Annotated in this window: 15 protein-coding genes; 12 read left to right on the forward strand and 3 right to left on the reverse strand. The window is 73.5% G+C overall.

Going from position 1 to position 13,306, the window contains the following annotated elements:
• The 5 genes from VGH76_RS17065 to VGH76_RS17085 form a co-directional block, all read left to right on the forward strand.
• Positions 1–757, forward strand: a 757-nt coding sequence (locus tag VGH76_RS17065; RefSeq protein WP_331557899.1) for a PrsW family glutamic-type intramembrane protease, incomplete at its 5' end; no start/stop codon positions are given.
• A 140-nt stretch (positions 758–897) separates the two neighbouring features.
• Entirely contained in the window at positions 898–1,839 is a 942-nt protein-coding gene (locus VGH76_RS17070; RefSeq protein ID WP_331557900.1) for a Rossmann-like and DUF2520 domain-containing protein, read from the forward strand.
• Positions 1,836–2,750: a pantoate--beta-alanine ligase gene (gene panC / locus VGH76_RS17075; RefSeq protein WP_331557901.1), complete on the forward strand. Its 915-nt coding sequence runs from the start codon at positions 1,836–1,838 to the stop codon at positions 2,748–2,750. The genes VGH76_RS17070 and panC overlap by 4 nt, the downstream gene beginning before the upstream one ends.
• Positions 2,750–3,187, forward strand: coding sequence for an aspartate 1-decarboxylase (panD, locus tag VGH76_RS17080; RefSeq protein ID WP_331557902.1), 438 nt, complete (start codon positions 2,750–2,752; stop codon positions 3,185–3,187). The genes panC and panD overlap by 1 nt, the downstream gene beginning before the upstream one ends.
• A 14-nt stretch (positions 3,188–3,201) precedes the next feature.
• Entirely contained in the window at positions 3,202–4,062 is an 861-nt protein-coding gene (locus VGH76_RS17085; RefSeq protein WP_331557903.1) for a type III pantothenate kinase, read from the forward strand.
• Between the two features lie 25 nt (positions 4,063–4,087).
• Here the strand turns inward: VGH76_RS17085 and VGH76_RS17090 are convergent, their stop codons facing one another.
• Positions 4,088–5,587: a helix-turn-helix domain-containing protein gene (locus VGH76_RS17090; RefSeq protein WP_331557904.1), complete on the reverse strand. Its 1,500-nt coding sequence runs from the start codon at positions 5,585–5,587 to the stop codon at positions 4,088–4,090.
• 243 nt (positions 5,588–5,830) lie between these two features.
• Here VGH76_RS17090 and VGH76_RS17095 point away from each other — a divergent pair, with 243 nt between their 5' ends.
• From VGH76_RS17095 to VGH76_RS17115, 5 genes are all read left to right on the forward strand, one after another.
• Positions 5,831–7,354: an aldehyde dehydrogenase family protein gene (locus tag VGH76_RS17095; RefSeq protein ID WP_331557905.1), complete on the forward strand. Its 1,524-nt coding sequence runs from the start codon at positions 5,831–5,833 to the stop codon at positions 7,352–7,354.
• A gap of 43 nt (positions 7,355–7,397) precedes the next feature.
• Complete coding sequence (locus VGH76_RS17100; RefSeq protein ID WP_331557906.1) at positions 7,398–7,838, forward strand: DUF779 domain-containing protein; 441 nt, start codon at positions 7,398–7,400, stop codon at positions 7,836–7,838.
• 122 nt (positions 7,839–7,960) lie between these two features.
• On the forward strand, positions 7,961–8,560 hold the full coding sequence (locus VGH76_RS17105) for a cysteine hydrolase family protein (RefSeq protein WP_331557907.1): 600 nt from the start codon (positions 7,961–7,963) through the stop codon (positions 8,558–8,560).
• Positions 8,561–8,752: 192 nt separating this feature from the next.
• A complete protein-coding gene (locus VGH76_RS17110) occupies positions 8,753–9,118 on the forward strand; it encodes an Lsr2 family protein (RefSeq protein WP_331557908.1) in 366 nt (121 codons plus the stop codon).
• A 72-nt stretch (positions 9,119–9,190) separates the two neighbouring features.
• Positions 9,191–9,796: a TetR/AcrR family transcriptional regulator gene (locus tag VGH76_RS17115; protein WP_331557909.1), complete on the forward strand. Its 606-nt coding sequence runs from the start codon at positions 9,191–9,193 to the stop codon at positions 9,794–9,796.
• Positions 9,797–9,810: 14 nt separating this feature from the next.
• Here VGH76_RS17115 and VGH76_RS17120 read toward each other — a convergent pair whose 3' ends face one another.
• Both VGH76_RS17120 and VGH76_RS17125 read right to left on the reverse strand, forming a co-directional pair.
• A complete protein-coding gene (locus tag VGH76_RS17120) occupies positions 9,811–10,773 on the reverse strand; it encodes a ribose-phosphate diphosphokinase (protein WP_331557913.1) in 963 nt (320 codons plus the stop codon).
• Positions 10,770–11,273: a MarR family winged helix-turn-helix transcriptional regulator gene (locus tag VGH76_RS17125; protein ID WP_331557910.1), complete on the reverse strand. Its 504-nt coding sequence runs from the start codon at positions 11,271–11,273 to the stop codon at positions 10,770–10,772. The genes VGH76_RS17120 and VGH76_RS17125 overlap by 4 nt, the downstream gene beginning before the upstream one ends.
• Positions 11,274–11,357: 84 nt before the next feature.
• Here VGH76_RS17125 and VGH76_RS17130 point away from each other — a divergent pair, with 84 nt between their 5' ends.
• Positions 11,358–12,059: a DUF4386 domain-containing protein gene (locus VGH76_RS17130; protein WP_331557911.1), complete on the forward strand. Its 702-nt coding sequence runs from the start codon at positions 11,358–11,360 to the stop codon at positions 12,057–12,059.
• A gap of 445 nt (positions 12,060–12,504) precedes the next feature.
• Positions 12,505–13,306 (forward strand): Clp protease N-terminal domain-containing protein (locus VGH76_RS17135; RefSeq protein ID WP_331557912.1); only part of this gene is annotated, 802 nt, incomplete at its 3' end.

Genomic DNA, 13,306 nt, shown 5'->3' on the forward strand with positions numbered 1-13,306 from the left:
CTCGCCGTTCGCGCACCCGCTGTTCACGTCGATGACCGGCATCGGGGTCGGGATCGCGGCCACCGTGCGCTCCCGGGCCCTCGGCACCTTCGCGATCCTGGCGGGCTACGTGCTCGCGGTCATCCTGCACGCGCTGTGGAACTCGGCGACCCAGCTCGGGCCGGGGTTCTTCGGGGTCTACATCCTGATCATGCTGCCGCTGTTCGTCGCGATCCTCGGGCTGGTCCTCTGGCAGCGACGCCGGGAGCGCGACGTCCTCGCCGCGCAGATGCCGGGATTCGCCGCGGCCGGCTGGATCGCCGGGAGTGAGGTGCCGCTGCTGGCGAGCATGGCGGGCCGACGGCGGTGGCGCACCGCGGTGCGGCGGACCGCGGGCAAGCCGGCCGCCGAGGCCGTCGTGCACTACCAGCACGCGGTGTCCGAGCTGGCGTTCCTGCGCGCCCGGGCCGACCGCGGCGCGATCCCCCCGAAGCCCGAGTGGCACGACGAGCTCCTCGACAACGTGCGCCGGACCCGGCTCGCCGCGGTCACCGCCCCGGGCGTGCCGCAGCACCCCGGAGGACCGCCTACCGCCGGCCCCGGTGGCCCGTACCCGCCGGGGCCGCCGTCGGGGCCGGTGCCGCAGCGGCCCGGCCACGCGCCCGGCCCGCCGTCGGGACCGCCCTTCGGCGCCGCGCAGCAGCCCTACCCGGGCCAGCCGCCCCACCCGGGGCCGCCGCCCGCGGGCCCGCGGCACGGGCGGCCCGACGGCCGGTAGGTCGCACCACCCGCCCGGGCGGTGAAGCCGATCACCTGGGCGTCGGGGACGGCTCCGGCGCGTCTACGCTCGCGCTCGCATCGTCCGGTACCCGCGCTCTCGCGGGACGGGAACGACGAGTGTGGAACAGGGGTGGCCGCGTGAGCGCCTCCGGCAACGACGCCGGGCCGGGTCCGGCCGCGCCCCGGCCCGCCCGCCTCGACGTCGGGGTGGTGTCCGCCGGCCGCGTCGGCGCCGTCATGGGGGCCGCGCTCGCGGGCGCCGGCCACACCGTCGTCGCCGCCTCCGCGGTCTCCCGGGCCTCCCGCCTGCGGGCCGAGTCGCTCCTGCCGGGCGCCGAGATCCTCCCGCCCGACGAGGTGGTGCGCCGCGCCGACCTCGCGCTGCTCGCCGTCCCCGACGACGTCCTGCCCGGGCTGGTCCGGGGCCTCGCCGCGTCGGGCTGCCTGCGCCCGGGCCAGATCCTCGTGCACACCTGCGGCTCCCACGGCGTCGGCGTCCTCGCCCCGGCCGCCGAGCACGACGTCCTCCCCATCGCCCTCCACCCGGCCATGACCGTGACCGGTCGCGCCGAGGACGTGGCCCGCCTCGCCGGCGCGTGCGTCGGGGTGACGGCGGGGGAGAGCGGCACCGAGGACGGCGAGGCGGCCTGGCTGGTCGGCGAGGCGCTCGTCGTCGAGATCGGCGCGGAGCCGGTGCGGATCCCCGAGGAGCTGCGCCCGCTCTACCACGCCGCGCTCGCCCACGGCGCGAACCACCTGGTCACGCTCGTCCGCGAGGCCGCCGACATCCTGACCGACGCCGGGATCGAACCCGCCGAACGGGTGCTCGCGCCGCTGCTCTCGGCCGCCCTGGACAACGCGCTGCGCCACGGCGACCGCGCGCTCACCGGCCCGGTGGTCCGCGGCGACGCGGGCACCGTCGCGACCCACCTGCGCCACCTCGACCGGCGCGCCCCCGCCTCGGCCGAGCTCTACCGGGCCCTCGCCCGCCGCACCGCCGACCGCGCCCTCGACGGCGGCCTCATCGGGCCCGAGGACTCGCAGAACATCGCCCACGCCCTCGAGAGGCCCACCCCGTGACCCGCCCCTCCAGCCTGCGCACCCACGACGTGCTCGGGCGCAGGCCCCGCTTCACCCGTGACGACCTGACCGTGCACGCCGACCCGAACTCGCTGCGCCGCGTCACCAAGGCGCTGCGGGGGGCCGGACGCCGCGTCACGCTCGTCCCCACCATGGGCGCCCTGCACGACGGGCACCGCGAGCTGATGCGCCGGGCCCGGTCGATCCCGGGCTCGACGACCGTCGTCTCGATCTTCGTCAACCCGCGCCAGTTCGGGCCCAACGAGGACTTCGACCGCTACCCGCGGGCGTTCGAGGCCGACCTCGAGATGTGCCGCGAGGAGGGCGTGGAGCTGGTGTTCGCGCCCGACGTCGAGGCCATGTACCCGCCGGGCTTCAGCACGTCGATCGACCCGGGCCCGCTCGGTGCCGAGCTCGAGGGCGCCCTCCGGCCCGGGCACTTCGCCGGGATGCTGACGGTCGTCAACAAGCTGTTCGCGATCGTCGCCCCCGACGTCGTGTTCTTCGGCGAGAAGGACTACCAGCAGCTCACCCTGATCCGCCGGATGGTGCGCGACCTCGACATCGACGTGCACGTCGTCGGGGTTCCCACCGTGCGGGAGGAGGACGGCCTCGCCCGGTCCTCCCGCAACGCCTACCTCGACGCCGACGCGCGCCGCGCCGCCGTCGCGATCTCGGCGGCGCTCATGGCCGGCCGCCACGCGGGGGAGCAGGGCCCGGCGGCGGTCCTGACGGCGGCCCGGGACGTCCTCGACGCCGAGCCCGCCCTCGACGTGGACTACGTCGAGCTGCGCGACCCCGACCTCGGGCCCACCCCCGACGGCGGCCCCGCCCGGCTGCTGATCGCCGCCCGGGCCGGGACCACCCACCTGATCGACAACACCGACGTCACCGTGGTGAGGAGAGCCTGATGCTCCGCACGATGCTCAAGTCGAAGATCCACCGGGCGACGGTCACGGATGCGGACCTGCACTACGTCGGGTCGGTCACGGTGGACACCGACCTCATGGCCGCGGCCGATCTGCTGCCCGGCGAGCAGGTCGCGATCGTCGACGTCACGAACGGTGCCCGCCTCGAGACCTACGTCATCGAGGGCGACGCCGGGTCCGGCGTCATCGGCATCAACGGCGCGGCCGCGCACCTGGTGCACCCCGGCGACCTCGTCATCCTCATCGCCTACGGGCAGATGGACGACGCCGAGGCGCGGGAGTACCAGCCGCGGGTGGTGTTCGTCGACGAGCACAACCACGTGCTCGACGAGTCCGCCGACCCGGCGCGGGTCCCCGACGACGCCCCGGCGTCCTCGCTGCTCGTACCCGGCACCCGGGCACGCGCCGCGCTGAACTGAGGGACCGACCCCGGGTGCTGCTCTGCATCGACGTCGGCAACACCCAGACCGCGCTCGCGCTCTACCCGCAGGGTCCCGACGACAGGGCGGACACTGTGGGGCGCCCCGTCGCCCGGTGGACCGCCCGGATCCGCACGGAGCGGCGCGCCACCGCCGACGAGCTCGCGCTGACGGTGCGGGGCATGCTCGGCCCGCTGCTCGCCGAGGTGGACGGGGTGGCCGCGCTCTCCACGGTGCCCGCACTGCTCCGGGAGCTACGCGGGATGCTCGAGAAGCACTTCCCGGGTGTCGAGCACGTGCTCGTCGAGCCGGGGGTGCGCACCGGGGTGCCGTTACTGGTCGACAACCCCAAGGAGGTCGGCGCCGACCGCGTGGTGCAGGCGCTCGCCGCCCACGAGCAGGTCGGCGGGTCGTGCGTCGTGGTGGTGTTCGGGACCTCGACGACGGTGGACGCGGTGTCGGCGGCCGGGGAGTTCCTCGGGGGCGCGATCGCGGCCGGGGTGGCGGTCTCGGCGGAGGCGCTGGCGGCGCGGGCGGCCGGGCTGCGGCCGGTCGAGCTCGTGGCGCCGCGCTCGGCGCTGGGTCGCTCGACGGTGGAGAGCATGCAGGCCGGGCTCGTGATCGGGGCGGCGGCGATGGTCGACGGCCTGGTGACGCGGCTGTCGGCGGAGATCGCGGCGAAGGACGCGGCCGGGCGGACGCCGGTCGCGGTCGTGGCCTCGGGGGGTCTGGCGCCGGTGGTGGCGCCGGAGTGCACGACGGTGACCCACCAGGTCCCTGACCTCACCCTCCAGGGCCTGCGCTCGGTGTTCCTGCGGGTACGCGAGGCGTCCCGGGCGCGGGAGGAACGCCGGCAGGTGCGCAAGCGCATGTGAGCACTAATCCGTGTCATAGGGCGGATTAGTGCTCACATGCGCGAAGCGCACCCAGGCGGGGGTCGCTCACCGGCAGCACGTGGCGCAGCCGCTCCACGACCTCGACGTCCTGGCGCCCGGCCGGGGTGCGGGCGAGCGCCCAGAGCGCGGCCGTGTCGCCGCGGCGCAGCACCGCCGAGCGGACCCCGACGTCGAGCTCGTCGCGCAGCGCGCGGATCCCCGGGGCGTCGGAGGTGGGCAGGAGCTCGCCGCGCTCGATGAGGGCGGTGTCGGGCAGCCGGCCCGCGCGCACCGCGTCGCGCAGCGCGAGGAAGTCGGCGTCCACCCGGGCCTCGAGGCGGTAGGGCCCGGTGCGCACCACCCCGGTGCCGTTCGGCGTGCCGTCGAGCAGCGCGCGCAGCCGGTGCATCTCGGCGCGGACCGTGACGGGATTGCCGCGGTCGCCGTAGAGCTCCCGGGCGAGGGCGTCGGCGGTGAGGCCCTCGGGGTGCATGGCGAGCAGCGCGAGCAGCTCCGCGTGCCGGGCGCCGAGCCGCACCGGGCGCCCGTCGAGCCGGGCGACGGGCCGGGGCGCGCCGAGGAACGGCAGGGCGAGCGTCGCGCGGTGGCGCATCGAGGTGGTCCGCTCGAGCCGGAGCAGCCAGCCCTCGGCGAGCGGTTCGAGCACCCCCTCGCCGTGCTCCCCGAGCACGATCCGGTCGCCCGCGCCGGGGAGCTGGACGCGGTCGCCGATCCAGCCGTGCGGGGTCGCCGCGAGCACCCGGCCGGCCGGGCTGAGCAGCGCCCCGGGCGCCTCCCCCAGGCCGCTGAGGTGCGGCAGGTTCCTCGTCCGCAACCGCTCGTCCCGGATCGCCTGGCGGGTGGCGAGGTGGTTCTCGGCCAGCTTCGCCGCCGCCGAGACCAGCGCGAGCGTGCTCGGGTGGAAGGCCCGGACCGGGCCGGTGAGGTCGACCGCGCCGACCGCCTCGCCGGAGTCGGGGTCGTGGATGGTGGCCGCCGCGCAGGTGAACCGGTGGTACTGGGCGACGAGGTGCTCCGAGGAGTGGATCTGTACCGGCGAGCCCGAGGCCAGGGTGGTGCCCATCGCGTTGGTGCCCGCCGAGTCCTCGCTCCAGCGGAAGCCCTCGGCCAGCTCGAGGTCGTCGGCGATGTGCAGCATCCCCGCGGCGCCCTCCCGCCAGAGGATGTGCCCCGACGCGTCGGTGACGATCATGACGTGCATCGCCTCGTCGGCGATCTCGAGCAACGTCGTGCGCAGGATCGGCAGGACCGGGGCGAGCGGGTGGGACTCACGCAGCGCGTCGAGCTCGCGGTCGTCGAAGACGCGGGCGGGGGCCCCGTGGTCGGGGTCGACGTGCGCGGCGAGCGAGCGCCGCCAGGAGTCGGAGACCACCTCCCGCGGCTCGACCTCGCCATGGCCCCCGGCCAGCACCGCGTCGCGAACGCGCGCGAGCACCGCCGCGCGCTCCAGCGGATCTCCCCAGATCAGCGCGTCGGCTCCCGTGCCGGCGGGACCTCTCGTCATCCACCACCCCGTGGAGTCGTGCCGGATTCCATCGTGCGCTGCCGCCGCGACCGGGGACAACCCTCCACCTGGTCGGTCCCGAACCGCATCTACGGCAAGGGACCCCCTGTAGGAGCCGCGTGCGCGTGCAACGTCGGTGCAACCCCGGTCCTCGTAGCGTCCCGGATCACAGGTGGACGCACGACGTGCGTCACATCGCCGGTGCGGACCCGCACCGGCCGTCACGAGTGGGGAGAACCAAGGATGGCCGTCTACGCGCCCCCGGGGACCGATGGTTCCGTCGTCAGCTTCAAGCCCCGGTACGACCACTTCATCGGGGGGGAGTACGTCGCCCCGGCCAAGGGTCAGTACTTCGAGAACCCGACGCCCATCACCGGCCAGACCTTCACCGAGGTCGCCCGCGGTACCGCCGACGACGTCGAGAAGGCCCTCGACGCGGCTGAGGGTGCCGCGAAGGCGTGGGGCAAGACCTCCGTCACCGAGCGCGCCACCATCCTGAACAAGATGGCGGACCGCATCGAGGCGAACCTCGAGCAGGTCGCCGTCGCGGAGAGCTGGGAGAACGGCAAGGCCGTCCGCGAGACGCTCGCCGCCGACATCCCGCTCGCGATCGACCACCTGCGCTACTTCGCAAGCGGCATCCGCGCCCAGGAGGGCGCGCTCTCGCAGATCGACGAGGACACGGTCGCCTACCACTTCCACGAGCCGCTGGGCGTGGTCGGCCAGATCATCCCGTGGAACTTCCCGATCCTCATGGCGATCTGGAAGCTCGCGCCCGCGCTCGCCGCCGGCAACGCGGTCATCCTCAAGCCGGCCGAGCAGACGCCGGCCTCGATCCATGTGCTGCTCGACCTGGTCGCGGACCTGCTCCCGGCCGGCGTGCTTAACATCGTCAACGGCTTCGGCGTCGAGGCGGGTAAGCCGCTCGCGTCCTCGCCGCGCATCCGCAAGATCGCCTTCACCGGTGAGACCACGACCGGGCGCCTGATCTCCCAGTACGCCTCGGAGAACCTCATCCCGGTCACCCTCGAGCTGGGCGGCAAGAGCCCGAACGTCTTCTTCGACGACGTCGCCTCGCAGCAGGACGCGTTCTACGACAAGGCCCTCGAGGGCTTCGCGATGTTCGCGCTCAACCAGGGCGAGGTCTGCACCTGCCCGTCGCGGGCGCTCATCCAGGGCGGCATCTACAGCGACTTCCTGGAGCAGGGCGTCAAGCGGGTCGACCAGATCAAGCAGGGCAACCCGCTGGACACCGACACCCAGGTCGGTGCGCAGGCCTCGAACGACCAGTACGAGAAGATCCTGTCCTACATCGACATCGGTCGCCAGGAGGGCGCGAAGATCCTCACTGGTGGCGAGAAGTGCGACCTCGGTGGCGACCTCTCGGGCGGCTACTACGTCCAGCCGACCGTGTTCGAGGGCCACAACAAGATGCGGATCTTCCAGGAGGAGATCTTCGGGCCGGTCGTGTCGGTGACCAAGTTCGACGACTACGACGACGCCATGAGCATCGCCAACGACACCCTCTACGGGCTCGGCGCCGGCGTGTGGTCGCGCGACACCAACACCGCCTACCGCGCGGGCCGCGACATCCAGGCCGGCCGGGTCTGGGTCAACAACTACCACGCCTACCCGGCGCACGCCGCCTTCGGCGGGTACAAGCAGTCGGGTATCGGACGTGAGAACCACAAGATGATGCTCGACCACTATCAGCAGACCAAGAACCTGCTGGTGAGCTACTCGCAGAACGCGCTGGGCTTCTTCTGATCGATCGGATCGGCAGACGCTCCGGCCGGCAGGAGGGATCGGGATGACGGAGATCAGTACCAGCACCGATGTCACCGACGAGGTGCCGGAGGTGCCGGGCTCCGGGACGACTGCTCGCGTCGCCCTGTCCCCGCAGGCCTCCGAGCTCCTCGTGCAGCTCACCGACATCCACGGCCCGCTGATGTTCCACCAGTCCGGCGGGTGCTGCGACGGCAGCGCCCCGATGTGCTACCCGGACGGGGACTTCAAGATCGGCGGCCAGGACGTGCACCTCGGTGATCTCGAGGTCGAGGGCCTGGAGAAGCCGATCGGCTTCTACATGTCGGCCTCGCAGTTCGAGTACTGGAAGCACACCCACCTCACCGTCGACGTCGTCGAGGGACGCGGCAGCGGATTCTCGGTCGAGGCGCCCGAGGGCGTCCGGTTCATCATCCGCTCGCGGCTGTTCTCCGACGACGAATGGCGGGCCCTCGAGGGCCGGTGAGCCCCGGTAGTCCCTGCACGTCACCGAAGGGCACCTCCGGCCGCCTCCGCGGTCCCGGGTGCCCTTCGGTGTGTCCCGGCCCGACCAGCACGATCCCGATCTCGACGAGGAGACATCGCGACATGAGCACCCCGAGCCCCACCCTGCGCGAGCTCACGGGCATGAGCGGCGACCCCGCCCACCTCACCGGTTCCGCGCTGGTGATGATCGACCTGCAGAACACCTACACCCAGGGTGTGATGGCCCTGGAGAACGTCGAGCCCGCGATCGAGCAGGCCGCGCAGCTGCTCGAGCGCGCCCGCGCGGCCGGCGGCACGATCGTGCACGTCCAGCACGAGGCGGGGGCCGGGACGCCCTACGACACGCACGCGGAGATCGGCGAGATCGTCGACGCGGTGGCCCCGAAGCCCGGGGAGCTGCGGATCGTCAAGAACTTCCCGAGCTCGTTCGTGCAGACCGACCTCGAGGCGCAGCTGCGCGACGCGGGGGTCACGAATCTCGTGCTGGCGGGGTTCATGACGCACATGTGCGTCAACTCGACGGCCCGCAGCGCCTTCAACCTGGGATTCGCCCCGACGGTCGTCGCCGGCGCCACGGCCACGCGGGCCCTGCCGGGGCCGGACGGCACGGTGCCGGCCGACGCCCTGCAGTCCGCGAGCCTCGCCGCGCTCTCGGACATGTTCGCGGTGGTGGTGCCCGACGCGTCCGCGGTCCCCGACTGAGCTGAGCATTCGCCGTCCCGGAGACCACTCCGGTCACCCCGCGACACTGGATTTCCGTGTGAGGCCGAGGCTTCGGGCCACACCCGGGTCGACAAGGCGTGGGGCGCGCATTTACGCTCCGCCGCGAAAACATTCCGGGGCCGGACGCATGCTCGGTCCCGGACTCGCGGGGGTCGTGGAAGGAATCGGCGCGTGGCGCAGAAAGTCGTCGTGTCCCTCGTGGACGACCTGGACGAGTCTGAGGCCGACGAGACGGTCGAGTTCGGGGTCGACGGAACGACGTATGAGATCGACCTGTCGGACGAGAACGCCGCGAAGTTGCGCGACTCCCTCGCGGACTACGTCGCGCACGCCCGCCGTCTCTCGGGCCGTCGGCGTTCCTCGTCCCGCACGGCCGCCGTTCCCGCCACCGCGCGCAAGGGCGGCGGCCGGGCATCGGTCGACCGCGAGCAGAACCAGGCGATCCGGGAATGGGCGCGCAAGCAGGGGATGACGGTCTCGGAGCGCGGCCGCATCCCGTCCGAGGTCAGCGAGGCCTACCACAAGGCCCATTCCTGACGGGTCCCCTGCGGGACCTCCACGGGTCCTCCGGCACCGTCGCGGTGTCCGAGATCGTGCCACCATGGAGGAGTGCCGCCCGCCGTCCGCACCTATCGCGGGGCCAGCGCCGAGGAGCGCCGGGCGCTGCGGCGCGCCCGTCTGCTCGCGGCGGGTCTGGACGTCGTCGGCGAGGTCGGTGTCGTGGGCGTCACCGTCGACGCGGTGTGCGCGCACGCCGGGCTGACCAAGCGGTACTTCTACGAGACCTTCGCCGACCGGGACGCGGCCCTCGACGCGGTGGCCGACGACGTCTACGGCCGCCTGCACGCGGCCATGGTGTCCGCGCTCCGGGACGTGCGCGGCGACGAACGGGCCCGGGCGATGACCGCGGTCGAGGTCTTCGCCGGCACCCTCGACGCCGACCCGCGCGTCGCCCGCCTCTACGCGGAGTCGCCGGGCCACCCCGGACTGCTCGCGCGCCGCGACGCCGCCGTCGACGTGTTCGCCGACCTGGTGCTCGACGAGGTGCTGCGCCTCGGGCCGCGCGACCGCGAGCGGTTGCGCACCGCGGCGGTGCTCGTGGTGGCCGGCACGACCCACCTCGTCACCCGCTGGCTCGCGGGCGCGGTGCCGCTCGGGCGCGGCGAGCTGGTCGCGGAGATCACCCGGGTCGGCACCAGGGCGCTGCTCGCCTGACCCGTCGTCGGGACCTACCGGTCGGGGACCGAGGGGTCGAACAGCACGCTCACCGACTCGCCGTTGTGGATCCGGCGCATCGCCTCGGCCAGCGCGGGGGCGACGGACACGATCGTCAGCTTGTCGGTGGCGTGCGCGCTCGGACCGGGCACGGTGTCGGTGCAGAAGATCTCGGTGACCTCGGGGTGCTCGGCGATCCGGTCGAGCGCGCCCTCGGTGAACAGCCCGTGCGTGCAGGCGACCCGCACCGAGGCCACGTCGTACTCGCGGAGCCGGTCCAGCAGCTCGATGATCGTCGATCCCCGCGCGATCTCGTCGTCGAGGACGATGACGTCGCGGCCCTCGACGTCGCCGATGATCGAGGAGATCTCCACCTTGTCGTCGGGCATCCGCTGCTTGGCCGCCGCCGCGACCGGAACCGGGTGCCCCGGCGTCCCGAGGATGCGCGCGAAGGAGCTCGCCTCCTTGGCGTTGCCGAGGTCGGGCGAGATGACGACGGCGTTCGAGAGGTCGAGGCCGCGCAGGTGGGCCGCGAGCTCGTAGAGGGCGTGCAGGTGGTCCACCGGCACCGAGAAGAAGCCGTGCACCTGCGGCGAGTGCAGCGTCATCGCGAGGACCCGGTCGGCCCCGGCCGCGACGATCTGGTCGGCCACCAGGCGGCCACCGATCGAGATCCGGGGGGCGTCCTTCTTGTCGGAGCGGGCGTAGGCGTAGTGCGGCATGACGACCGTGATCCGCGCCGCCGAGGCGCCCCGGGCCGCGTCGATCATCAGCAGCAGCTCCACGAGGTGCTCCTGCACCGGCGGGACGAGGGGCTGGACGAGGAAGACGTCGCGTTCGCGGCAGTTGGCCTGCAGCTGCACCTCGAGGCAGTCGTTGGTGAAGCGGGTGAGCCGGGAGGGCGACAGCGGCACCTCGAGCTGGCGGCAGATCGCCTTCGCGAGCGCCGGGTGCGCCGAGCCGGAGAAGATCGTCATGTCCCGCACGGCGGAGCTCCCTGGGGTCCACGATCGTCGGCCGGGAGGTCACGGTAGCCGGGGTGGACGCCGGGGGTGAGGCCCTCGGCGGCCGCGACCCGGCCGAGCAGGTCCGCGAGCGTGCGGCGCTCCTCGGGATCGAGCGGGGCCAGCATGGCGGCCTCGTGCTCGGCGGCCAGGCCACCGAGCTCATCGCGCAGCGCCTCGCCGTCGGGTGTGAGGTGGACCGCGTGGAGGCGCCGGTCGTCCGGGTTGCGACGGCGCTCCAGCACGCCGCGCTGCTCCAGCGCGTCCACGAGGGCGACGAGCCGGGTGGCCGGCGTGCCGAGCTGGGCGGCCAGGGCCTGCTGGCTGCGACCGGGCTCCTGCGCGACGGCCCGGACCAGCCCGGCCTGTGGCGGCGTCAGGTCCACCGCGGCGACGCGCTCGCCGAAGCGGCGCGCGGCGTGGGTGCCGAGCTGGGTGAGCAGGAAGGCGGCCCCGGTCGGTCGGTCGTCCACGGCAGGGACGATACCCCTTGACGAATCGTACTGTGCTGGCAATCATTCCTAAGTGTAACGATTTCTCGAACGAAGGACCTCGCCATGACCGACCCCGGCACCCACGCCCGCCGCGGCGGGCCGCCCCTGCTCGCGCCCGCCCTCGCCTGGGCCGTCCTGACCCTCGCGACGCTCGCGCTCTACACCGGCGCCCGCCCCGGCGCGGACCCGGCGACCACGCTCGCGCTGCTGCGCGACCACACGACGACCGCCGAGCTCTCGACGACGCTGCTGCTCGCCTCCGCGGTGCCGTTCGCGGTCTGGGTGGCGACCGTCCACCACCGGCTGCACCGTCTCGGGCTGCGCGTCGCCGGCCCGACGCTCGGGCTCGCCGGCGGGCTGCTCGCCGCGGCGATGCTCGCGCTCTCCGGCGTCGCGGGGTGGACCGCCGCCGCGACCGCCGACCTCGTGAAGGACGCCGCCGCGGGCCCCGTCGTCGCGCTCGGCCAGCTCTCGTTCGCCGCCGGCGGCCCCGGCTTCGTCGTGGCGTTCGGGCTGCTCATCGCGGGGGTCTCGGTGCCGACCCTGATGGGGCGGCTCCTGCCGCGCCCCCTCGGGATCGTCGGGCTGGTGCTGGCCGGGATCTCGGTGGTGGCGGTGTTCTCGCTGGCGCTGCCGCCGCTGCAGTTCCTGCTGCCGGTGGTCCGGTTCGGCGGACTGATCTGGCTGGTGTGGGTGAGCGCCGTGCTGCCGGTGAGCCGGCGGCGGGTGGAGAACGGCACCCGGGAGCCGGAGCCGGTCCGGTGAGCGGCGTCGTCGGTCCGTCGACGTGACGGTCGTCGCGCGGCGTGCAGCATCTGCCCGCCACGCCCGGGTTCCCCGGCGTGTCGTCCGATCCGGGCGTTCTCCGTCGGCGAACACCTTCACGGAACAGCCGCGCAGGCGGCATCGTTGGCGTCAGCACGGTGACCAGGAGGTGACCGTGCGGGGTGCGCGCAGGCGTTCCCCGGACAGAGCGGTCACCGGAGATCCCCGTGGTCGTCGTCACGGTGCCGCAACCGGCGAGGGCCGGTCGTGGTGCCGGCGGCGACTAGGATGGTCGTACGGTGCTCGTCCATGGCTCCCCGCGAGGGGGGCCGTCGCGCCCCGCGGGGCGTGTGGGCACCAGCCAGGGTCCGCGGAGGCCCACGTCGGGAACACCGGCGAGGGAGATTGCGCGGGAGTCCGCCGGCGCAGCAGTCAGGAGTGACGGATGTTCGAGAGGTTCACCGACCGCGCGAGGCGGGTGGTCGTCCTGGCCCAAGAAGAGGCCAGGATGCTCAACCACAACTACATCGGGACCGAGCACATCCTGCTCGGGCTGATCCACGAGGGCGAGGGCGTCGCCGCCAAGGCGCTCGAGTCGCTGGGCATCGCGCTCGAGGGCGTGCGCCAGCAGGTCGAGGAGATCATCGGCCAGGGTCAGCAGGCCCCCAGCGGGCACATCCCGTTCACCCCGCGCGCCAAGAAGGTGCTGGAGCTGTCGCTGCGCGAGGCGCTGCAGCTCGGCCACAACTACATCGGCACCGAGCACATCCTGCTCGGGCTGATCCGCGAGGGCGAGGGCGTGGCGGCCCAGGTCCTCGTCAAGCTCGGCGCGGACCTCAACCGCGTGCGCCAGCAGGTGCTGCAGCTGCTCTCGGGCTACCAGGGCAAGGAGCCCGCGGAGTCCGGCGGACAGCGCGGTGAGGGCACGCCGTCGTCGTCGCTCGTGCTCGACCAGTTCGGTCGCAACCTCACCCAGTCGGCCCGCGAGGGCAAGCTGGACCCGGTCATCGGCCGGGAGAAGGAGATCGAGCGGGTCATGCAGGTCCTCTCCCGGAGGACCAAGAACAACCCGGTCCTCATCGGCGAGCCCGGCGTCGGCAAGACCGCCGTGGTCGAGGGCCTCGGCCAGGCCATCGTCAAGGGCGAGGTCCCCGAGACGCTGAAGGACAAGCAGCTCTACACGCTCGACCTCGGGTCGCTCGTCGCGGGCTCGCGCTACCGCGGTGACTTCGAGGAGCGCCTCAAGA

This window comes from Actinomycetospora sp. (assembly GCF_036497585.1).
Classification (GTDB): Bacteria; Actinomycetota; Actinomycetes; order Mycobacteriales; family Pseudonocardiaceae; genus Actinomycetospora.

Excerpts from the sequence above, each read along its gene's own strand:
- panD (WP_331557902.1), top strand. The coding sequence starts at position 2,750 with ATGCTCCGCACGATGCTCAAGTCGAAGATCCACCGGGCGACGGTCACG.
- VGH76_RS17090 (WP_331557904.1), bottom strand. The coding sequence starts at position 5,587 with ATGACGAGAGGTCCCGCCGGCACGGGAGCCGACGCGCTGATCTGGGGA.
- VGH76_RS17095 (WP_331557905.1), top strand. The coding sequence starts at position 5,831 with ATGGCCGTCTACGCGCCCCCGGGGACCGATGGTTCCGTCGTCAGCTTC.
- VGH76_RS17100 (WP_331557906.1), top strand. The coding sequence starts at position 7,398 with ATGACGGAGATCAGTACCAGCACCGATGTCACCGACGAGGTGCCGGAG.
- VGH76_RS17105 (WP_331557907.1), top strand. The coding sequence starts at position 7,961 with ATGAGCACCCCGAGCCCCACCCTGCGCGAGCTCACGGGCATGAGCGGC.
- VGH76_RS17120 (WP_331557913.1), bottom strand. The coding sequence starts at position 10,773 with ATGACGATCTTCTCCGGCTCGGCGCACCCGGCGCTCGCGAAGGCGATC.
- VGH76_RS17130 (WP_331557911.1), top strand. The coding sequence starts at position 11,358 with ATGACCGACCCCGGCACCCACGCCCGCCGCGGCGGGCCGCCCCTGCTC.